Raw genomic sequence first — 20391 nt, 5'->3', positions numbered from 1 at the left:
TAACCAAACAGTCACATTCCAGCTATTTTCAATGAAAAAGGGGTTGACGCTTCAAGGCTCAATACGCATAATGCGCCCCGCAACGCCGATAAGGTTACGCGAAAAAAAGATGGCTACGTAGCTCAGCTGGTTAGAGCACATCACTCATAATGATGGGGTCACAGGTTCGAATCCCGTCGTAGCCACCATCTTTTTTGCGGGAGTGGCGAAATTGGTAGACGCACCAGATTTAGGTTCTGGCGCCGCAAGGTGTGCGAGTTCAAGTCTCGCCTCCCGCACCATTCACCCGTAAGCGTTGCACGGATGGGGTATCGCCAAGCGGTAAGGCACCGGTTTTTGATACCGGCATTCCCTGGTTCGAATCCAGGTACCCCAGCCATTTTTTTCTTCGATATAGCGGTTCACCGCAACGGTCATTGGGGTATCGCCAAGCGGTAAGGCACCGGTTTTTGATACCGGCATTCCCTGGTTCGAATCCAGGTACCCCAGCCATCGAAGAAAATGTTAGTATTTGGCTACGTAGCTCAGCTGGTTAGAGCACATCACTCATAATGATGGGGTCACAGGTTCGAATCCCGTCGTAGCCACCATATTAAGGACGTATCGACTCGTTCGGTAAATCCAAAAAATTGTTGGGGTATCGCCAAGCGGTAAGGCTCTGGTTTCTGATACCAGCATTCCGAGGTTCGAATCCTCGTACCCCAGCCAATTTCAAAAAGTCGTCCACTCTGTGGGTGCGCCCGTTGGGGTATCGCCAAGCGGTAAGGCTCTGGTTTCTGATACCAGCATTCCGAGGTTCGAATCCTCGTACCCCAGCCATATTAAAAAAGCTCGCTTCGGCGAGCTTTTTGCTTTTCTAACGTTGGGTGACGGCAAGCCTTACCCGGCCTACATGACTTGTAGGCCTGATAAACGTAGCGCCATCAGGCACCACTCGAGCTACAACCCTAACGCATACTTCAGTGCCTGACGTTTCAGTACGCCAGCGCGCTCTGCGGCCATGAGCCCGAGATTACGCATGATGCGCAGCGGCTGCAGGTTATTGCTGAATCCGGCATAGAACAGATCCATACCGCTTTGCATGATGAAATTGTCAGTCATACGGCGATTCTGATAGCGCTTGAGCACCGGCTGACTGGCCCAGGATTCACCGTAGCTGAGCGCGTTCACCAGCACATCAATCAACGCATCGACATCACGAAAGCCCAGATTAACGCCCTGCCCCGCCAGCGGATGAATGGTATGCGCGGCATCACCTACCAGCGCCAGACCCGGTTGCACATATTGCAGCGCATGACGACGCGTAAGCGGGAACGCCCCCGCAGCCACTGGCATCACCTTACCGAGTCGCGATGGAAAATGTTTAGCAATCTCCGTCTGCAATTGCGGCATATTCAGCGCTTGCAATTGGCGGATGCGAGCCGGTGAGTCGTACCACACCAACGAGGCCCAGTTATCAAACAGCGGTAAAAACGCGCGCGGGCCGTCAGGCGTAAATTGCTGCCAGGTGCTGTCCCCCGGTGAATTTTCGCATTGCACGGTTATCAACATACAGGATTGCGCGTACTGCCAGGCATGGATACCAATCCCGGCCATTTTTCGCACCTGAGAGTTGGCACCATCGGCGCCGATGACCAGCTTCGCGCTAATAGTTTCGCCACCTGCCAGCTCAAGCTCATGTCGATCGTTATGTTGATGCAAAGAAATCAGGGACGCCGGTACGCGCAGCGTGACTTTAGGGTGAGCTTCCAGCGCCTGCCAGAGCGCCTGTTGCAGGACCGTGTTTTCCACCATATAGCCCAACAGAGGCAGCTTAAGCTCGGCGGCATCAAACATCACATGGGCATTTTCCCACTCCCACGTTTCCAGTCGACGATAAGGATGGCTGCGCATCCCCTGCACCGTATCCCAGACGCCCAGCCCTTTTAGCAACGACACCGATGCGGAACTTATGGCAGAAATTCTGACATCAGGCTGTCCGTCAGCCACAAACGGCGCGGGAACGGCATGCTCAATGACCGTTACCGTAAATCCATGCTGCGCCAGTCCAAGCGCCAGCGCGCCGCCGACCATCCCCCCGCCGACAATGGCAATTTCCGTTGGTTGATTTGTCATGGTCAATTATCCAGTTACATGTATTGTGTAAGTTTACAGGATTTTTTACCCCTTGAGGCTGACATCCGTCATACTGGTCACAACCGCGCCAAAGCAGTACACTATGCGCCCTGCATTTCAGCCACAATTTCGCAAGAGCAAGTCGATGACCAAAAAACTCCATATTAAAACCTGGGGCTGTCAGATGAACGAATACGATTCATCGAAGATGGCCGATCTGCTGGATGCCACTCATGGGTATCAACTGACTGACGTGGCGGAAGAAGCGGATGTGCTGCTGCTGAATACCTGCTCAATCCGTGAGAAGGCTCAGGAAAAAGTGTTCCATCAACTGGGCCGCTGGAAACTGTTAAAAGAGAAAAACCCCAAGCTCATCATTGGGGTCGGTGGCTGTGTTGCGTCTCAGGAAGGCGATCATATTCGCCAGCGCGCGCATTACGTCGATATTATTTTTGGGCCGCAAACGCTGCACCGCCTGCCGGAAATGATCAACAAAGTGCGTGGAAGCACGACCCGTAGCCCGGTGGTTGATATCAGTTTCCCGGAGATCGAAAAGTTCGACCGCCTGCCAGAACCGCGTGCTGAAGGTCCAAGCGCGTTTGTGTCCATCATGGAAGGTTGTAATAAATATTGTACTTACTGCGTGGTGCCCTACACCCGCGGTGAGGAAGTCAGCCGTCCGGCGGATGATATTCTGTTTGAAATCGCCCAGCTTGCAGCCCAAGGCGTGCGTGAAGTGAACCTGCTGGGGCAAAACGTGAACGCCTGGCGTGGTGAGAACTACGACGGCACGATCGGATCTTTTGCCGATCTGTTACGTCTGGTCGCAGCGATCGACGGTATTGATCGTATCCGCTTCACCACCAGCCATCCGATCGAATTCACCGATGATATCGTTGAAGTTTATCGCGATACGCCAGAGTTGGTGAGCTTCCTGCATCTGCCGGTACAGAGCGGTTCAGACCGCGTACTGAACCTGATGGGGCGTACCCATACCGCGCTGGAATACAAAGCGATCATCCGCAAACTGCGCGCTGCGCGTCCGGATATCCAGATTAGCTCCGACTTCATCGTTGGCTTCCCGGGTGAGACCACTCAGGATTTCGAGCAGACCATGAAGCTGATTGCTGACGTCAATTTTGACATGAGCTACAGCTTTATTTTCTCTGCGCGTCCTGGCACCCCTGCCGCCGATATGGTTGACGACGTACCGGAAGAAGAGAAGAAACAGCGTCTGTACATTCTACAGGAGCGTATCAACCAGCAAGCTATGGCCTGGAGCCGCCGTATGGTCGGCACGACCCAGCGCATTCTGGTTGAAGGCACATCGCGTAAGAGCATCATGGAACTGTCAGGCCGTACCGAAAATAACCGTGTGGTGAACTTTGAAGGCAACCCGGACATGGTCGGTAAGTTCGTAGACGTAGAAATTACCGATGTCTGGACTAACTCCCTGCGCGGTAAAGTGGTGCGTACCGAGGACGAAATGGGTCTGCGTATCGCAGAATCCCCTGAATCGGTCATTGCGCGTACCCGCAAAGAAAACGATCTGGGCGTCGGTATTTATCAGCCTTAATCCTGCTGAAAAACGTAAAAAAGGCCCGATACCGCTACACTTATCGGGCCTACAATCCTGGGCTCGCTGTCCCGGCGGGTCTTGTAATCTGCCCTATCATCCCCATATTTGCTGCAATGCTTGCGCCTTTCCCCCATGGCGTGAATAATTTCCTTAGATGCCGGTAAATGTTCAGCGTCCGGCGAGACATGCATAAGAGGAACAGTTTGAACATAGACACTCGCGAAATCACCCTTGAACCCGCAGACAACGCCCGCCTGTTGAGCCTTTGCGGCCCATTTGATGACAACATCAAACAGCTGGAACGTCGCCTCGGCATCGAAATTAACCGCCGTGATAACCACTTTAAACTGACCGGTCGTCCAATTTGCGTCACCGCTGCGGCAGATATTTTACGTAGCCTGTACGTCGATACCGCCCCAATGCGCGGTCAGACGCAGGACATCGAGCCTGAACAAATTCATCTGGCGATCAAAGAAGCGCGTGTGCTTGAGCAAAGCGCAGACAGCGTGCCTGAATTTGGCAAAGCGGTGAACATCAAAACCAAGCGTGGAGTAATTAAGCCGCGCACGCCGAACCAGGCACAGTACATTGCGAATATCCTCGACCACGACATCACATTTGGCGTTGGCCCTGCGGGTACGGGTAAAACGTATCTCGCGGTTGCCGCTGCGGTTGATGCGCTTGAGCGTCAGGAGATCCGTCGCATTCTGCTGACCCGTCCGGCAGTGGAAGCGGGCGAAAAACTGGGATTCCTGCCAGGAGATCTCAGCCAGAAAGTCGATCCGTATTTACGACCTCTGTATGACGCGCTTTTCGAAATGCTCGGCTTTGAAAAGGTTGAAAAGCTGATTGAGCGTAACGTCATTGAAGTTGCGCCCCTGGCCTACATGCGCGGTCGTACGTTGAACGATGCGTTCATCATTCTTGATGAAAGCCAGAACACCACCATCGAACAGATGAAAATGTTCCTGACCCGTATCGGCTTTAACTCCAAAGCGGTTATCACTGGCGATATTACCCAGATTGACCTGCCGCGTAGCACCAAATCCGGTCTGCGTCATGCCATTGAAGTGCTGGCTGAAGTCGACGAAATTAGTTTTAATTTCTTCCATAGCGAAGACGTGGTGCGCCACCCGGTGGTTGCCCGTATCGTCACGGCGTATGAAGCCTGGGAAGAAGCAGAACAGAAACGCAAAGCCGAGCAGGCTGCAGAACGCAAGCGCGAAGCTCAGGAGCAGGAACAAAAATGAGTCAGGTTATCCTCGATTTACAGCTGGCATGTGAAGACGAATCCGGTTTGCCAACAGAAAGTCAGTTTCAGGGCTGGCTGGATGCGGTGATCCCGCAGTTTCAGGAAGAGTCTGAAGTGACGATTCGTCTGGTCGATGACGCGGAAAGCCACGACCTGAACCTGACCTATCGCGGGAAAGATAAATCCACCAACGTGCTCTCTTTCCCGTTTGAAGCCCCGCCGGGCATCGAGATGCCGCTACTGGGCGATTTGATCATCTGCCGTCAGGTGGTCGAGAAAGAAGCGCAGGAGCAAGGCAAACCGCTTGAGGCCCACTGGGCGCACATGGTGGTGCACGGTAGCCTGCATTTACTCGGCTACGACCATATTGAAGACGATGAAGCGGAAGAGATGGAATCCCTCGAAACAGAGATTATGCTTGCTCTGGGCTATGAGGATCCGTACATTGCCGAGAAGATTGCAGAATAGTAGCTTGCCGGATGGCGGCGCTTGCGCCTAATCCGGCCTACATTCATGCCTTTCGTAGGCCTGATAAGCGTAGCGCCATCAGGCAAAACATGCCGTCAACAGCTGAGTAAACGCATGACGCGCTTTGTATTAACTAACATGAGAACCCATACGACGCCATGAGCGACGACAATTCACACAGTAGTGACACCTTAAACAGCAAAAAGGGATTTTTTTCCCTGTTACTGAGCCAACTTTTCCACGGTGAACCGAAAAACCGCGACGAACTGTTGGAGCTGATCCGTGATTCCGGGCAAAACGACCTTATCGATGAAGATACGCGCGATATGCTCGAAGGGGTAATGGATATTGCGGACCAACGCGTTCGCGACATCATGATCCCTCGCTCCCAGATGATTACCCTGAAACGCAACCAAACTCTGGACGAATGCCTCGATGTCATTATTGAGTCTGCCCACTCGCGTTTCCCGGTAATTAGCGAAGACAAGGATCACATTGAAGGGATTCTGATGGCCAAAGATCTGCTGCCGTTTATGCGTAGCGATGCCGAAGCCTTCAGCATGGAGAAAGTGTTACGCCAGGCGGTTGTCGTCCCTGAAAGCAAGCGGGTTGACCGCATGCTGAAAGAATTCCGCTCCCAGCGTTATCATATGGCTATCGTCATCGACGAGTTTGGAGGTGTCTCAGGTCTGGTGACCATTGAGGACATCCTTGAACTGATTGTCGGTGAAATTGAAGATGAGTACGACGAAGAAGACGATATTGATTTCCGTCAGCTCAGTCGCCACACCTGGACTATTCGCGCGCTGGCGCCGATTGAAGACTTCAACGAAGCTTTCGGCACGCATTTCAGCGATGAAGAAGTAGATACCATTGGCGGATTGGTCATGCAGGCCTTCGGTCATCTGCCCGCGCGTGGAGAGACCATCGACATTGATGGTTACCAGTTCAAAGTGGCAATGGCCGACAGCCGTCGTATTATTCAGGTTCATGTCAGAATTCCGGACGACTCACCCCAGCCCAAACTGGACGAATAAACCCGAAACTGGATCTAAGACTACATGGCATTTGCCCCTTTAATTGAACGCCAGCGCATTCGCCTGCTGCTGGCGTTATTATTCGGTGCCTGCGGGACACTGGCTTTCTCACCGTATGACATCTGGCCCGCTGCGATTGTTTCGCTGATGGGCCTGCAGGCTCTCACCTTCAACCGCCGTCCGCTCCAGTCTGCCGCTATCGGCTATTTCTGGGGACTGGGACTGTTTGGCTCAGGCATCAACTGGGTTTACGTCAGTATCGCGCAGTTTGGCGGTATGCCGGGCCCCGTTAACGTCTTCCTCGTGGTTCTGCTTGCTGCTTACCTTTCCCTCTACACTGGCCTGTTTGCCGGCGTTTTGGCGCGTCTGTGGCCGAAAACTACCTGGATACGTGTAGCGATTGCCGCGCCGGTAGTCTGGCAAATCACTGAATTTCTACGCGGCTGGGTACTGACCGGTTTTCCGTGGTTGCAATTCGGCTACAGCCAGATCGACGGTCCGTTAAAAGGGCTGGCGCCGGTAATGGGCGTTGAGGCGATAAACTTCCTGCTGATGATGGTTAGCGGCCTGCTGGCACTTGCACTGGTAACGCGTAACTGGAAGCCGCTGGCTGCCGCCGTGGTGCTTTTCGCTCTGCCCTTCCCGCTACGTTATATTCAGTGGTACACGCTGGAGCCGGAAAAAACCACCCAGGTCTCGATGGTGCAGGGTGACATCCCGCAGTCGCTCAAATGGGATGAAGGCCAGTTACTCAACACCCTGAAGATTTATCTCGACGCCACCCAGCCTGAGATGGGCAAATCACAGCTCATCATCTGGCCAGAATCCGCTATTCCGGACCTGGAAATTAACCAGCAGCGTTTTCTGAGCATGATGGATGACCTGCTGAAATCGAAAAATAGCACGCTGATTACCGGTATTGTAGACGCGCGTCTGAACAAGCAGAATCGTTACGACACCTACAACACCATCATCACACTGGGTAAAGACAGCCCATACAATTACGACTCCAGCAACCGCTACAACAAAAACCATCTGGTACCGTTTGGCGAATTTGTCCCGCTGGAATCTATCCTGCGCCCGCTAGCACCATTCTTTGACCTGCCAATGTCTTCGTTCAGCCGCGGTCCTTATGTACAGCCACAGCTGCATGCACACGGCTTTAAGCTGACCGCTGCCATCTGCTACGAAATCATTCTTGGCGAACAGGTACGGGATAACTTCCGCCCGGATACGGACTACCTGCTGACTATCTCTAACGATGCATGGTTTGGTAAATCTATTGGCCCGTGGCAGCACTTCCAGATGGCGCGTATGCGTTCCCTGGAGCTGGCGCGACCTCTGCTGCGTAGCACCAACAACGGTATTACGGCGGTGATTGGTCCGCAGGGCGAAGTTCAGGCGATGATCCCGCAGTTTACCCGTCAGGTGCTGACCACCAGCGTGACGCCAACGACGGGCTTAACCCCTTATGCCCGTACCGGAAACTGGCCGCTCTGGCTGCTAACCGCGCTGTTTGGCTTTGGCGCAGTGGTAATGAGTCTGCGCCAACGTCGTAAGTAAAACAGTGCCCCATCAAATGCAGGCCGGATAAGGCGGTACGCCGCCATCCGGCAGTTGTGCAGCATCGTGCCTGATGGCGCTACGCTTATCAGGCCTACTCCCTCCATCCAAAAGACCATTCTGGCACGTCTATTGCTTTGTTCTACAAGGCAAACGCTGTTTTGGCTGAATGTGCAACCTGGTCGCACCAAAGTTGAGCGCCGGTAGCACCTGAAAAGTGCAACAAGTTATTTTTGCCCCCAAATGGTGCGGCGCACTTCGCAAAAATAAACAATAACACAGCAAATTCTTTACATTCATCCAAACTAAATGTTAACAAACACATACAAGACTGCACGTTTTAGTAGCAAACAATAACAACATCACAATGGGTATCAATGCGTCCCTGGCGCAGACGATAAAGGAGTTGGATATGCAATTACGTAAGCTCGCCACTGCCATGCTGGTCATGGGAATGTCCGCCGGTCTGGCGCACGCAGAAGACGCAGCACCAGCGGCAGGCAGCACGCTGGATAAGATCGCCAAAAATGGCGTGATCGTTGTCGGCCACCGTGAATCATCAGTACCGTTTTCTTACTACGATAATCAGCAAAAAGTGGTCGGTTATTCACAGGATTACTCCAACGCGATCGTTGACGCCGTGAAGAAAAAGCTGAACAAGCCTGATCTGCAGGTGAAACTGATCCCGATTACTTCACAAAACCGTATCCCGCTGCTGCAAAACGGCACCTTCGATTTTGAATGTGGATCCACCACCAACAACGTCGAGCGCCAAAAACAAGCCGCTTTCTCTGACACCATTTTCGTTGTCGGCACCCGTCTGCTGGCGAAAAAAGGCGGCGACGTCAAAGATTTCGCCGATCTGAAAGGTAAAGCCGTAGTCGTGACTTCGGGTACCACCTCCGAAGTTCTGCTGCACAAGCTGAATGAAGAACAAAAAATGGATATGCGCATCATCAGCGCGAAAGACCACGGTGACTCTTTCCGTACTCTGGAAAGCGGTCGTGCCGTTGCCTTTATGATGGATGACGCCCTGCTGGCTGGCGAGCGCGCGAAAGCGAAGAAACCAGACAACTGGGAGATCGTCGGCAAGCCACAGTCTCAGGAAGCCTACGGCTGTATGTTGCGCAAAGATGATCCTGAGTTCAAAAAGCTGATGGACGACACTATCGCCAAGGCGCAAACCTCAGGCGAAGCTGAGAAATGGTTTGATAAGTGGTTTAAAAACCCAATTCCGCCGAAGAACCTGAACATGAATTTCGAACTGTCAGACGAGATGAAAGCTCTGTTCAAAGAACCAAATGATAAAGCGCTTAACTAACTAAAATAAATGGGAGGCTTCCCCTCCCTCTCGATTGTTACTCGGCACGGACAGACTATAAGCCTGATGGTCGTTCCCCATCAGGCCTGAAAACCGCAAAACGCCGAATAACAATCTTCGAGGGTAGCGCTGCTACCCTTTTTTTTCTGGAGTAGATTTATGTCTATAGACTGGAACTGGGGTATTTTTTTACAACAAGCCCCGTTCGGCAACACCACCTATCTCGGCTGGCTCTGGAGTGGTTTCCAGGTCACTGTCGCGTTATCCATCACCGCCTGGATTATCGCTTTCCTCATAGGCTCTTTATTCGGCATCTTACGTACCGTTCCAAATCGTTTCCTTTCTGGGATCGGCACGCTGTACGTTGAGCTATTTCGTAACGTTCCGCTCATCGTCCAGTTTTTTACCTGGTATCTGGTTATTCCGGAACTGCTGCCGGAAAACATTGGGATGTGGTTCAAGGCTGAGTTGGATCCCAACATCCAGTTCTTCCTCTCATCAATGCTTTGTCTGGGGCTGTTTACCGCCGCGCGCGTCTGCGAACAGGTTCGCGCCGCTATTCAGTCTCTGCCTCGTGGGCAGAAAAACGCCGCACTGGCGATGGGGCTGACGTTACCGCAGGCCTACCGCTATGTTCTGTTGCCAAACGCATACCGCGTGATTGTTCCGCCAATGACCTCAGAGATGATGAACCTGGTGAAGAACTCCGCGATCGCCTCCACCATCGGCCTGGTCGATATGGCGGCACAGGCAGGCAAACTGCTGGATTACTCCGCCCACGCATGGGAATCGTTTACCGCTATCACTCTGGCTTACGTCCTGATTAACGCCGTCATCATGCTGGTGATGAATCTCGTTGAACGTAAAATCCGCCTGCCTGGCAATTTGGGAGGCAAATAATGTACGAATTTGACTGGAGTTCTATCATCCCTTCCCTGCCGTATCTGCTGGATGGGTTAATCATCACGCTGAAAATCACCGTTACGGCGGTAGTCATTGGTATTGTCTGGGGAACCATCCTTGCAGTAATGCGTCTGTCCAGCTTCGCGCCGATTGCCTGGTTTGCGAAAGGCTACGTCAACGTATTTCGTTCTATTCCGCTGGTCATGGTGCTGCTGTGGTTCTACCTGATTGTGCCCGGCTTCCTGCAAAACGTACTGGGTCTGTCGCCAAAAACCGATATTCGCCTGATCTCAGCAATGGTCGCGTTTTCGATGTTTGAAGCCGCGTACTATTCCGAGATTATCCGTGCCGGTATCCAGAGTATTTCTCGTGGGCAATCCAGCGCCGCGCTGGCTCTGGGGATGACCCACTGGCAGTCGATGAAGCTCATTATTCTGCCGCAGGCATTCCGCGCGATGGTACCGCTGCTGCTAACCCAGGGCATCGTACTCTTCCAGGATACCTCGCTGGTCTACGTATTAAGTCTGGCAGACTTCTTCCGTACCGCCTCTACCATTGGCGAGCGTGACGGCACACAGGTTGAAATGATCCTGTTTGCTGGCGCCGTTTATTTTGTATTCAGTCTGAGCGCATCGTTGTTGGTTAGCTATTTGAAGAAAAGGACAGTTTAATGATTACCCTGAAAAATGTTTCTAAATGGTATGGTCACTTTCAGGTGCTGACCGACTGCTCCACGGAAGTGAAAAAAGGTGAAGTGGTGGTGGTCTGCGGCCCGTCAGGTTCAGGTAAATCAACGCTTATAAAAACGGTGAACGGGCTGGAGCCGGTACAACAAGGCGTCATCACCGTTGATGGTACCGTGGTGAATGATAAAAAAACCGATCTGGCCAAACTGCGCTCTCGCGTTGGTATGGTGTTCCAGCACTTTGAACTGTTCCCTCACCTGTCGATCATTGAGAACCTGACTCTGGCGCAGGTAAAAGTGCTCAAGCGCGATAAAAAGCCGGCCCGCGACAAAGCGCAAAAGTTACTGGAACGCGTTGGTCTGTCAGCACATGCGGAGAAGTTTCCAGCTCAGCTCTCAGGGGGCCAGCAACAGCGTGTCGCTATCGCCCGGGCGCTGTGCATGGATCCTATCGCCATGCTGTTTGACGAACCGACCTCGGCGCTTGATCCTGAAATGATCAACGAAGTACTGGATGTTATGGTTGAACTGGCCAATGAAGGGATGACCATGATGGTGGTTACCCACGAAATGGGCTTTGCGCGTAAAGTGGCGAACCGGGTGATCTTCATGGATGAAGGGAAAATTGTTGAAGACTCGCCGAAAGAAGAGTTCTTCGCTAATCCGAAATCGGACCGCGCCAAAGACTTCCTCGCGAAAATACTGCACTAATCTTGCTGGCGCGCACCTCCATGTGCGCGCTACCTCACGCTTTATCCCTTCGCCTCTCGAAACACATACAGCCCAGCGTTAACCTTGTCACAAAGTCCCACTTACAAGGAGCAACAATGGCACTTCCTATCCTGTTTGATTGCGATCCGGGTCATGACGACGCTATCGCAATTGTGCTCGCCCTCGCCTCACCAGAACTGGATGTGAAAGCGATAACCTCATCAGCCGGTAACCAGACACCTGACAAAACGCTGCGTAACGTGTTGCGCATGTTAACGTTGCTCAACCGTACGGATATACCAGTAGCTGGTGGCGCAGTGAAACCACTGATGCGCGATCTGATTATCGCCGATAACGTTCACGGCGAGAGTGGGCTGGATGGCCCGGCGCTGCCGGAACCCGCTTTTGCGCCACAAGACTGTACCGCCGTGGAACTGATGGCGAAAACCCTGCGTGAAAGCCCGGAACTGATGACCATTGTCTCCACCGGGCCGCAGACTAACGTCGCATTGCTTCTGAATAGCCATCCTGAGCTGCACGCCAAAATCGCCCGTATCGTAATTATGGGTGGTGCGATGGGCCTCGGAAACTGGACGCCCGCCGCCGAGTTCAATATTTTCGTGGATCCTGAAGCCGCTGAAATCGTATTCCAGTCTGGCATTCCAGTGGTGATGGCTGGTCTGGACGTCACGCATAAAGCGCAAATACATCGCGAAGATACCGAGCGGTTCCGCGCTATCGGCAATCCCATTTCGACGATCGTGGCTGAACTACTCGACTTCTTCTTTGAATATCACAAAGATGAAAAATGGGGATTCATCGGCGCACCACTGCATGATCCATGCACCATTGCCTGGCTGCTGAAACCTGAACTGTTTACCACCGTTGAACGCTGGGTCGGCGTGGAAACTCAGGGTAAATATACCCAGGGAATGACCGTGGTGGATTACTACTTCCTGAGCGGCAATAAGCCAAACGCCACCGTAATGGTAGACGTGGATCGCGAAGGGTTTGTCGATTTGCTGGCAGAACGGCTGAAGTTTTACGCCTAATACACGCCGGATGGCGCTAACGCTTATCCGGCCTACAAAATCGTGCAATTTGTAGGCCGGATAAGACGCTTTGCGTCGCCATCCGGCAATAAGCGATCACGGCTCAAACGGTCGGCGCTGGAACTGATCGTGTCCGCATTTCGGACACAGCGGCAGCACATCCGGGGTGTAAACCGCTAAATGGAAGTGGCACTTCTCGCAGACCAGATTACCTAATCCGACCACCTCGCCGCTGTGATAAACCCCGTGATGACTGAGGTCCTGGAACACCTCGCGCCATTCGAGCTGGGTTTTATCTGTAATATCGGCCAGTTCCTGCCAGATACTCTCCTTGATAACCCGCATAAAGACGCTGTCTGTCTCCTCATCGAGACTTTCTTCATAGCTCAGAGCAAACTCTTCCAGGTCGCGTCTGACGGCCCGGGTGAGCTCTTCCACCTCGGTTCGCGTTAACTCCCCGGTCTGCATAACTCGTTGACGCGCCTGCTCCACCAACGCATCAATATCGCGTTCGCCATTACGCAGACGTTCGCTCAGTGAAGCCACCAGTTCACGGTAATATTGAGCAACCTTGTTCATCGCTTCGCCTCCTGGGTCGTTAACTGTCTATAATAATAGACGTTATTTACGCTACGCTTTGCAAGACTGTCCACAGAGTGTGTAAATTCGTGCAAGAATTATCCTTGCGGGAATTCAACGCTGAATGCGCGAAAGGCTGTTTTGGCGCGGGCGTTTGGGCTATGCTATGCGGATCTGAAACACCACATCTAGAGCTACGTTTGTAGCTGTATTGAAAACAGGACCACTGGCTGCCATGCAAGAGCAATACCGCCCGGAAGAGATAGAATCCAAAGTACAGCTTCACTGGGATGAGAAGCGCACATTTGAAGTTACCGAAGACGAGAGCAAAGAGAAGTATTACTGCCTGTCTATGCTTCCCTATCCTTCTGGTCGACTACACATGGGCCACGTACGTAACTACACCATCGGTGACGTGATCGCCCGCTACCAGCGCATGCTGGGCAAAAACGTACTGCAGCCAATTGGCTGGGATGCGTTCGGTCTGCCTGCAGAAGGCGCTGCGGTTAAAAACAATACCGCACCAGCACCGTGGACGTACGACAACATCGCATACATGAAAAACCAGCTCAAAATGCTGGGTTTCGGTTACGACTGGAGCCGTGAGCTGGCGACCTGCACCCCGGAATACTACCGTTGGGAACAGAAATTCTTCACCGAGCTGTACAAAAAAGGCCTGGTGTACAAGAAAACGTCTGCGGTCAACTGGTGCCCGAACGACCAGACCGTACTGGCGAACGAACAGGTTATCGACGGCTGCTGCTGGCGTTGCGATACCAAAGTCGAGCGTAAAGAGATCCCACAGTGGTTCATCAAAATCACCGCTTACGCTGACGAACTGCTGCGTGACCTGGATAACCTGGATCACTGGCCTGACACCGTGAAAACGATGCAGCGCAACTGGATTGGCCGTTCTGAAGGCGTGGAAATCACCTTCGATGTGAACGGTTACGACAACACGCTAACCGTTTACACCACCCGCCCGGACACCTTTATGGGTGCGACCTATCTGGCCGTTGCCGCAGGTCACCCGCTGGCGCAGAAAGCTGCTGCAAATAACCCAGAACTGGCCGCCTTCATTGACGAATGCCGCAACACCAAGGTTGCTGAAGCCGAAATGGCAACCATGGAGAAGAAAGGCGTCGACACGGGCTTTAAAGCCGTTCACCCGCTGACTGGCGAAGAAATCCCCGTTTGGGCAGCAAACTTCGTCCTGATGGAATACGGTACGGGCGCAGTCATGGCCGTTCCGGGCCACGATCAGCGCGATTACGAGTTTGCGACAAAATATGGCCTGACCATCAAGCCAGTAATTCTGACCGCTGAAGGCGCAGAGCCGGATCTGTCCGAACAAGCTCTGACCGAAAAAGGCGTGCTGTTTAACTCCGGCGAGTTTGACGGCCTCGACTTCGAAGCTGCCTTCAACGCCATTGCTGACAAGCTGGTAGCGAAAGGCGTGGGTGAGCGTAAAGTGAACTACCGTCTGCGTGACTGGGGTGTTTCCCGTCAGCGTTACTGGGGTGCGCCAATTCCGATGGTGACGTTGGAAGACGGTACCGTACTGCCGACGCCAGAAGATCAGTTGCCGGTTATTCTGCCGGAAGACGTGGTTATGGACGGCATCACCAGCCCAATCAAAGCCGATCCGGAGTGGGCAAAAACCACCGTTAACGGCATGCCTGCGCTGCGCGAAACCGACACCTTCGATACCTTTATGGAATCCTCCTGGTACTACGCGCGCTACACCTGCCCGCAGTACAACGAAGGGATGCTGGATCCAGAAGCCGCAAACTACTGGCTGCCAGTTGATATCTACATTGGTGGTATTGAACACGCCATCATGCACCTACTCTACTTCCGCTTCTTCCACAAGCTGATGCGCGATGCGGGCATGGTCAACTCTGACGAACCGGCCAAACAGCTGCTGTGCCAGGGTATGGTGTTGGCTGATGCGTTCTATTACGTTGGTGCAAACGGCGAGCGTAACTGGGTTTCTCCGGTTGATGCCATCGTTGAGCGCGACGAAAAAGGTCGTATCGTCAAAGCTCAGGACGCAGAAGGCCATGAACTGGTCTATACCGGCATGAGCAAAATGTCCAAGTCGAAAAATAACGGTATCGACCCGCAGGTCATGGTTGAACGTTACGGCGCTGATACGGTACGTCTGTTCATGATGTTCGCTTCTCCGGCTGATATGACGCTGGAATGGCAGGAATCCGGCGTTGAAGGGGCGAACCGCTTCCTGAAACGTGTATGGAAGCTGGTTTACGAACATACTTCCAAAGGCGATGTTGCTGCCCTGAACGTTGATGCGTTGAGCGAAGACCAAAAAGCGCTGCGTCGCGACGTGCATAAAACCATTGCTAAAGTTACCGATGATATCGGTCGTCGTCAGACCTTTAACACCGCAATTGCGGCGATTATGGAGCTGATGAACAAGCTGGCGAAAGCACCGCAGGAAGACGAACAAGACAGAGCCCTGATGCAGGAAGCCTTACTGGCCGTCGTTCGCATGCTGAACCCGTTCACCCCACACGTTTGCTTCACGATGTGGGAAGCACTGAAAGGCGAAGGCGATATCGACAACGCACCGTGGCCGGTGGCGGACGAAGCCGCAATGGTTGAAGACTCGACGCTGGTTGTTGTTCAGGTGAACGGTAAGGTCCGTGGCAAAATTACCGTTCCGGTAAATGCGACAGAAGAACAGGTTCGTGAACGTGCTGGCCAGGAGCACCTGGTGGCAAAATATCTTGATGGCGTTACCGTACGTAAAGTGATTTATGTACCAGGTAAACTCCTCAATCTGGTCGTTGGCTAAGCGCGGGAGGAAGCGTGCGACTTCTGACAACATTGTTGTTATCTCTGGCGGTGCTTGTCACCGCCGGGTGTGGCTGGCATCTGCGTAATACTACGCAGGTTCCACCCTCAATGAAAACCATGATCCTGAACTCTGGTGATCCGAACGGCCCATTAAGCCGCGCGGTTCGTAATCAGCTGCGCCTGAACGGCGTTACGCTGCTTGAAGACGGTACAATGCGTAAAGATGTGACGTCCTTACGTCTTGGCGCAGTCAGCATTTCGCAGGATACGGCGTCGGTATTCCAGAACGGTCAAACGGCTGAATACCAGATGGTGATGTCCGTAAGTGCTACTGTGTTGATTCCAGGTCATGATATTTATCCAATCAGCGCCAAAGTTTATCGTTCGTTCTTTGACAACCCACAGGCTGCACTGGCGAAGGATAACGAGCAAGAGATGATCGTTAAAGAGATGTATGACAAAGCGGCTGAACAGTTAATTCGTAAGCTGCCAAGCGTACATCTGGCCGATACTCTGTCATCCAATGCTGATGATGATGCTAAGCCAGCGGCGACAAAAGCCGCAGAGCCTGCGTCATCTCCGGCGCGTGTTTCCACCACGCTGGGTAACTGATGCTCAAGTTGTACCCTGAACAACTCCGCGCACAGCTCAATGAAGGGCTGCGCGCGGCGTATTTGCTCTTAGGTAACGATCCTCTCTTGTTGCAGGAAAGCCAGGACGCTATCCGTCAGGCTGCCGCCACACAAGGGTTCGAAGAACACCACGCTTTCACCCTGGACAATAGCACCGACTGGGGAGAGATTTTTTCACTCTGCCAGGCAATGAGCCTGTTTGCCAGCCGTCAAACCCTACTTTTGCAGTTGCCTGAAAATGGCCCCAATGCCGCCATTAACGAACAGCTCGCTTCACTCGTCACACTGCTACATGACGACCTGCTGCTGATCGTTCGCGGCAACAAACTGACTAAAGCGCAGGAAAACGCCGCATGGTATACCGGACTTGCCAATAATGCGGTGCAGGTAAGCTGCCAGACGCCGGAGCAAGCACAGCTTCCTCGTTGGGTCGCCGCCAGAGCTAAGCTTAACAATCTACAACTGGATGACGCAGCCAATCAGCTGTTGTGCTATTGCTATGAAGGTAATCTGTTAGCGCTGGCGCAAGCGCTGGAACGGCTAGCATTGCTTTGGCCTGATGGCAAACTAACGCTGCCTCGCGTGGAGAAAGCCGTTAACGATGCCGCGCACTTTACCCCGTTCCATTGGGTGGATGCGCTGCTGATGGGCAAAAGCAAACGCGCGCTGCACATTCTGCAACAGTTACGCCTGGAAGGCAGTGAGCCGGTTATTTTGCTGCGCACGATACAGCGTGAATTACTGCTGTTGGTCAACTTAAAACGGCAGTCAGCCCATACGCCTTTGCGCACGTTGTTTGATAAACACCGGGTGTGGCAAAATCGCCGGGGTATGATGGGAGACGCGCTAAACCGGCTGAATCCTGCGCAGTTGCGTCAGGCGGTAACGCTGTTAACGCGTACGGAAATTACGCTTAAACAAGACTATGGTCAGTCAGTGTGGGCGGAACTTGAGGGGCTTTCCCTGTTGCTCTGCCATAAATCGCTGGCCGATGTTTTTATTGATGGTTGATATGAAATCATTGCAGGCTCTGTTCGGTGGCACCTTTGATCCGGTGCATTATGGTCATCTTAAACCGGTTGAAATTCTGGCGAATCTGATTGGCCTTTCCCGGGTTATTATCATGCCCAATAATGTGCCGCCGCATCGTGCGCAACCCGAAGCGTCCGGCGAACAACGTCAGCGCATGGTTGAACTGGCCATTGCCGATAAGCCGTTGTTCTCCCTCGATGAACGCGAACTGAAACGCGATACCGCCTCCTACACCGCGCAAACGCTCAAAGAGTGGCGCGAGGAGCAAGGCCCGGAAGTACCGTTAGCGTTTATTATTGGCCAGGACTCACTGCTTACCTTTCCGTCCTGGCATGACTACGACACGATTCTGGGTAACACCCACCTCATTGTCTGCCGACGTCCGGGCTATCCGCTCGAAATGGCGCAGGAAAAGCACCAGCAGTGGCTGGAGGATCATCTGACCCATTCGCCAGATGACCTGCACAACTTGCCTTGCGGGAAAATTTATCTGGCTGAAACGCCGTGGTTTAACATCTCCGCCACGCTCATCCGTGAGCGTCTGGAAAAAGGCGAGCCGTGCGACGACCTGATGCCAGCTGCAGTGCTTGACTATATCAATCAGCAGGGGTTGTACCGCTAAGCACCTTGCGTAAAGCCGCCAACAGGCGGTTATTCTCTTCCTGGCTGCGAACGGCTACCCGATAATAGCGCGCATCCAGCCCCGGATAATTAGCACAACTGCGAATCAAAACATGTTGTTCCAGCATTGCGCGTTGCAGATCAAAATCCGCCCGATCGCAGCGCAATAAGCGATAATTTGCCCTGCCAGGATACACCGTCAGGCCGGGCAGTTCTTTCAACTGCCGATCAAACCTCGCGCCCTCTTGCTCCAGCCACTTCCATGTTGCCTGCTGATATGCGCTGTCGTGTAAAATAATCTCGCCTGCCAGTGCAGCAAATGCGTTAATTGACCACGGCATTTGTCGACGGCGCATCTGTGCCACAGCCTGTTCATTACTGTTGACCAGATACCCTAACCGCAGCCCCGGTATCGCATAGAACTTGGTTAGCGAGCGCAGCACCCAAATATGCGGGTTATCCCGAAGCAGCGGAATAAACCCCTGCTCCCCGGCAATAAAATCGATAAACGCTTCATCAAGGATCAGATTGATCCCAAGCAACTCACAACGCGCGGCTATTTCGCGCAGCAGGCGGTTATCGGGCAGCAAGCCAGTGGGATTGTTGGGCGTACAGAGAAACAGGCAGTCCAGCTCTGAGGTTAACGCATCGAGGATTACATCGGTAAGCTGCCAGCCATCGTCTTCGCGCAGCGCAAACTCATGGATCGTACAGTCTCCCCATTGCAGCGCCCGACGATATTCAGCAAACCCGGGCGTCACGATCATCGCATGACGTGGTTTAAGTCCTTGCACCAAAGTGAAAATCGACTCAGTCTCGCCGTTTCCGGCAAGTATCCATGAGGCAGGAATCTGATGATGCTCCGCCAGCGCCGCATGCAATTTAGCGTAATCAACATCCGGGTAACGCTCCGCGCAGTCCAGGTTGTCGACGATCGCGCGTTTTAAACTTGCCGGCATACCCAGCGGATTAATATTCGCGCTAAAATCCAACAATTGTTCAGGCGAGATGCCCAACAGTTCGGCGGCTTCTCGGGTATTGCCACCATGCGCGCTCTTCAATAAAGACATCGTGCCGCTCCACGCAAAAAAAGGTATTTTAGTGAAAAATCTCTGCGCAATCAGGGCAAACATCATGTTTTGTGCGAATAACCTCAAGAGGAAAAAATGAGACTCTGGTTAGTACGTCATGGAGAAACTGAAGCCAATGTTGCTGGTTTATACAGCGGCCACGCCCCCACACCGCTAACGGAACGGGGTATCGCTCAGGCGCAAACACTGGGTACGCTGTTACGCCATGTGCCTGTCGACAACGTTCTGTGCAGCGAGTTGGAACGTGCCCGCCATACAACGCAGTTGATCTTAGGCGATCGTGAGGTCCCTGTGCGCAACATGCCTGAGCTCAATGAGATGTTTTTTGGTGACTGGGAAATGCGCCATCATCGCGATCTGGCGCGAGAAGACGCCGAAAACTACGCCGTGTGGTGTAACGACTGGCAGAATGCGACGCCAACCAATGGTGAAGGCTTTCAGGCGTTTTCCCAGCGCGTGGAACGCTTTATTGCTCAGCTCGCTGATTACAAAACGTGCCAAAACCTGCTGGTGGTGAGCCATCAGGGTGTTCTGAGCGTGTTGATCGCCCGTCTGCTGTCCATGCCGGCTGCAGCAATGTGGCATTTTCGCGTCGAACAAGGTTGCTGGAGCGCAATTGATTTTTGCGACAATTTTGCGGTTCTGAAAGTGCTCAACAGCCGGGCTGTATGGCACGACGGGGAGTGAACGCACTGTTTTTTCTGCCGAAGGGCTTCTCTCCCATTGACACCCCATGACAGGCTGTTATTCTCCGCAACCTGACTTTTCCCGCCCTTCAGAGCTTTGCAGAAATTGTTTTACAAAAATGGCGATGCATTCTGCGGCGTGGGGTGGGATGATAGCGCACTTCAAAAGCGCTTTCGGAGACATTTGTCCCGATATCGCCTCTGGTTCAGGTATACTAACAGACGTTTTTAACTCTTTTCACCC

The 20391-nt window shown here is 52.9% G+C and carries 18 protein-coding genes and 7 tRNA genes; 22 read left to right on the top strand and 3 right to left on the bottom strand.

Annotation, left to right across the window (positions count from 1 at the left end; genetic code table 11):
• The first annotated feature begins 111 nt into the window (after positions 1–111).
• The 7 genes from OGY10_RS08875 (at position 112) to OGY10_RS08845 (ending at position 819) form a co-directional block, all read left to right on the top strand.
• Positions 112–188 (top strand) — tRNA-Met (locus tag OGY10_RS08875).
• Positions 189–196: 8 nt separating this feature from the next.
• Positions 197–281 (top strand) — tRNA-Leu (locus OGY10_RS08870).
• Positions 282–304: 23 nt separating this feature from the next.
• A tRNA-Gln gene (locus OGY10_RS08865) sits at positions 305–379 on the top strand.
• Between the two features lie 38 nt (positions 380–417).
• A tRNA-Gln gene (locus OGY10_RS08860) sits at positions 418–492 on the top strand.
• A gap of 21 nt (positions 493–513) precedes the next feature.
• A tRNA-Met gene (locus tag OGY10_RS08855) sits at positions 514–590 on the top strand.
• A gap of 43 nt (positions 591–633) precedes the next feature.
• Positions 634–708: transfer RNA gene (locus tag OGY10_RS08850), tRNA-Gln, on the top strand.
• Positions 709–744: 36 nt separating this feature from the next.
• Positions 745–819 (top strand) — tRNA-Gln (locus OGY10_RS08845).
• A gap of 120 nt (positions 820–939) precedes the next feature.
• On the opposite strand, the gene ubiF is transcribed toward OGY10_RS08845, so the two are convergent.
• On the bottom strand, positions 940–2115 hold the full coding sequence (ubiF, locus tag OGY10_RS08840) for a 3-demethoxyubiquinol 3-hydroxylase (RefSeq protein WP_191226267.1): 1176 nt from the start codon (positions 2113–2115) through the stop codon (positions 940–942).
• A gap of 145 nt (positions 2116–2260) precedes the next feature.
• On the opposite strand from ubiF, the gene miaB reads away from it, so the two are divergent.
• The 10 genes from miaB to rihA all read left to right on the top strand — a co-directional run bounded on the left by miaB (position 2261) and on the right by rihA (position 12686).
• Positions 2261–3691, top strand: coding sequence for a tRNA (N6-isopentenyl adenosine(37)-C2)-methylthiotransferase MiaB (gene miaB / locus OGY10_RS08835; protein ID WP_003831327.1), 1431 nt, complete (start codon positions 2261–2263; stop codon positions 3689–3691).
• A 206-nt stretch (positions 3692–3897) separates the two neighbouring features.
• Entirely contained in the window at positions 3898–4944 is a 1047-nt protein-coding gene (locus OGY10_RS08830) for a PhoH family protein (RefSeq protein WP_003022776.1), read from the top strand.
• Positions 4941–5414, top strand: coding sequence for an rRNA maturation RNase YbeY (gene ybeY, locus OGY10_RS08825; RefSeq protein WP_048214688.1), 474 nt, complete (start codon positions 4941–4943; stop codon positions 5412–5414). Before OGY10_RS08830 ends, ybeY begins: the two co-directional genes overlap by 4 nt.
• Before the next feature lie 158 nt (positions 5415–5572).
• Entirely contained in the window at positions 5573–6451 is an 879-nt protein-coding gene (gene corC / locus OGY10_RS08820; protein ID WP_003022770.1) for a CNNM family magnesium/cobalt transport protein CorC, read from the top strand.
• A gap of 24 nt (positions 6452–6475) precedes the next feature.
• Positions 6476–8014 (top strand): apolipoprotein N-acyltransferase, encoded by a 1539-nt coding sequence (lnt, locus tag OGY10_RS08815; RefSeq protein ID WP_008784094.1) that lies wholly within the window; start codon positions 6476–6478, stop codon positions 8012–8014.
• Between the two features lie 412 nt (positions 8015–8426).
• The gene (gene gltI, locus OGY10_RS08810; RefSeq protein WP_003831318.1) at positions 8427–9335 is read left to right on the top strand and encodes a glutamate/aspartate ABC transporter substrate-binding protein GltI; all 909 of its coding nucleotides are present in this window, start codon (positions 8427–8429) and stop codon (positions 9333–9335) included.
• A 159-nt stretch (positions 9336–9494) separates the two neighbouring features.
• Complete coding sequence (gene gltJ / locus OGY10_RS08805) at positions 9495–10235, top strand: glutamate/aspartate ABC transporter permease GltJ (RefSeq protein WP_003831316.1); 741 nt, start codon at positions 9495–9497, stop codon at positions 10233–10235.
• Positions 10235–10909 (top strand): glutamate/aspartate ABC transporter permease GltK, encoded by a 675-nt coding sequence (gene gltK / locus OGY10_RS08800; RefSeq protein WP_003831315.1) that lies wholly within the window; start codon positions 10235–10237, stop codon positions 10907–10909. Before gltJ ends, gltK begins: the two co-directional genes overlap by 1 nt.
• Positions 10909–11634, top strand: coding sequence for a glutamate/aspartate ABC transporter ATP-binding protein GltL (gltL, locus tag OGY10_RS08795; RefSeq protein WP_003022754.1), 726 nt, complete (start codon positions 10909–10911; stop codon positions 11632–11634). The genes gltK and gltL overlap by 1 nt, the downstream gene beginning before the upstream one ends.
• A 116-nt stretch (positions 11635–11750) precedes the next feature.
• Entirely contained in the window at positions 11751–12686 is a 936-nt protein-coding gene (gene rihA / locus OGY10_RS08790; RefSeq protein WP_191226268.1) for a pyrimidine-specific ribonucleoside hydrolase RihA, read from the top strand.
• 96 nt (positions 12687–12782) lie between these two features.
• Here the strand turns inward: rihA and OGY10_RS08785 are convergent, their stop codons facing one another.
• Positions 12783–13265, bottom strand: a complete 483-nt coding sequence (locus tag OGY10_RS08785) for a zinc ribbon-containing protein (protein WP_003022748.1) — start codon at positions 13263–13265, stop codon at positions 12783–12785.
• Positions 13266–13500: 235 nt separating this feature from the next.
• Here OGY10_RS08785 and leuS point away from each other — a divergent pair, with 235 nt between their 5' ends.
• The 4 genes from leuS to nadD are packed head-to-tail and all read left to right on the top strand — an operon-like array spanning position 13501 to position 18371.
• Entirely contained in the window at positions 13501–16083 is a 2583-nt protein-coding gene (leuS, locus tag OGY10_RS08780) for a leucine--tRNA ligase (protein WP_095533124.1), read from the top strand.
• A 14-nt stretch (positions 16084–16097) separates the two neighbouring features.
• Positions 16098–16697, top strand: coding sequence for an LPS assembly lipoprotein LptE (gene lptE, locus OGY10_RS08775; RefSeq protein ID WP_020996551.1), 600 nt, complete (start codon positions 16098–16100; stop codon positions 16695–16697).
• The gene (gene holA / locus OGY10_RS08770; protein ID WP_032942687.1) at positions 16697–17728 is read left to right on the top strand and encodes a DNA polymerase III subunit delta; all 1032 of its coding nucleotides are present in this window, start codon (positions 16697–16699) and stop codon (positions 17726–17728) included. Before lptE ends, holA begins: the two co-directional genes overlap by 1 nt.
• 1 nt (position 17729) lies before the next feature.
• On the top strand, positions 17730–18371 hold the full coding sequence (gene nadD, locus OGY10_RS08765) for a nicotinate-nucleotide adenylyltransferase (RefSeq protein WP_122973951.1): 642 nt from the start codon (positions 17730–17732) through the stop codon (positions 18369–18371).
• On the opposite strand, the gene cobD is transcribed toward nadD, so the two are convergent.
• Complete coding sequence (gene cobD, locus OGY10_RS08760) at positions 18346–19440, bottom strand: threonine-phosphate decarboxylase CobD (RefSeq protein WP_191226269.1); 1095 nt, start codon at positions 19438–19440, stop codon at positions 18346–18348. The two genes, nadD and cobD, sit on opposite strands and share 26 nt — an antisense overlap.
• A 96-nt stretch (positions 19441–19536) precedes the next feature.
• On the opposite strand from cobD, the gene OGY10_RS08755 reads away from it, so the two are divergent.
• A complete protein-coding gene (locus OGY10_RS08755) occupies positions 19537–20148 on the top strand; it encodes an adenosylcobalamin/alpha-ribazole phosphatase (protein WP_032942684.1) in 612 nt (203 codons plus the stop codon).
• The last annotated feature ends 243 nt before the right edge of the window (positions 20149–20391 follow it).

Origin of the sequence: Citrobacter sp. Cpo148 (assembly GCF_030332375.1) — a bacterium.
Classification (GTDB): domain Bacteria; phylum Pseudomonadota; class Gammaproteobacteria; order Enterobacterales; family Enterobacteriaceae; genus Citrobacter; species Citrobacter portucalensis.
The sequence above is the reverse complement of the archived record's forward strand: the minus strand, read 5'-3'. Positions and strand labels throughout refer to the sequence as shown.

What these genes read in the sequence shown, in the direction of transcription:
- ubiF (WP_191226267.1), bottom strand. Translation starts at nt 2,115, where the DNA reads ATGACAAATCAACCAACGGAAATTGCCATTGTCGGCGGGGGGATGGTC.
- gltK (WP_003831315.1), top strand. Translation starts at nt 10,235, where the DNA reads ATGTACGAATTTGACTGGAGTTCTATCATCCCTTCCCTGCCGTATCTG.
- gltI (WP_003831318.1), top strand. Translation starts at nt 8,427, where the DNA reads ATGCAATTACGTAAGCTCGCCACTGCCATGCTGGTCATGGGAATGTCC.
- corC (WP_003022770.1), top strand. Translation starts at nt 5,573, where the DNA reads ATGAGCGACGACAATTCACACAGTAGTGACACCTTAAACAGCAAAAAG.
- gltL (WP_003022754.1), top strand. Translation starts at nt 10,909, where the DNA reads ATGATTACCCTGAAAAATGTTTCTAAATGGTATGGTCACTTTCAGGTG.
- gltJ (WP_003831316.1), top strand. Translation starts at nt 9,495, where the DNA reads ATGTCTATAGACTGGAACTGGGGTATTTTTTTACAACAAGCCCCGTTC.
- cobD (WP_191226269.1), bottom strand. Translation starts at nt 19,440, where the DNA reads ATGTCTTTATTGAAGAGCGCGCATGGTGGCAATACCCGAGAAGCCGCC.
- miaB (WP_003831327.1), top strand. Translation starts at nt 2,261, where the DNA reads ATGACCAAAAAACTCCATATTAAAACCTGGGGCTGTCAGATGAACGAA.
- OGY10_RS08785 (WP_003022748.1), bottom strand. Translation starts at nt 13,265, where the DNA reads ATGAACAAGGTTGCTCAATATTACCGTGAACTGGTGGCTTCACTGAGC.
- OGY10_RS08755 (WP_032942684.1), top strand. Translation starts at nt 19,537, where the DNA reads ATGAGACTCTGGTTAGTACGTCATGGAGAAACTGAAGCCAATGTTGCT.
- ybeY (WP_048214688.1), top strand. Translation starts at nt 4,941, where the DNA reads ATGAGTCAGGTTATCCTCGATTTACAGCTGGCATGTGAAGACGAATCC.
- leuS (WP_095533124.1), top strand. Translation starts at nt 13,501, where the DNA reads ATGCAAGAGCAATACCGCCCGGAAGAGATAGAATCCAAAGTACAGCTT.
- nadD (WP_122973951.1), top strand. Translation starts at nt 17,730, where the DNA reads ATGAAATCATTGCAGGCTCTGTTCGGTGGCACCTTTGATCCGGTGCAT.
- rihA (WP_191226268.1), top strand. Translation starts at nt 11,751, where the DNA reads ATGGCACTTCCTATCCTGTTTGATTGCGATCCGGGTCATGACGACGCT.
- holA (WP_032942687.1), top strand. Translation starts at nt 16,697, where the DNA reads ATGCTCAAGTTGTACCCTGAACAACTCCGCGCACAGCTCAATGAAGGG.
- lnt (WP_008784094.1), top strand. Translation starts at nt 6,476, where the DNA reads ATGGCATTTGCCCCTTTAATTGAACGCCAGCGCATTCGCCTGCTGCTG.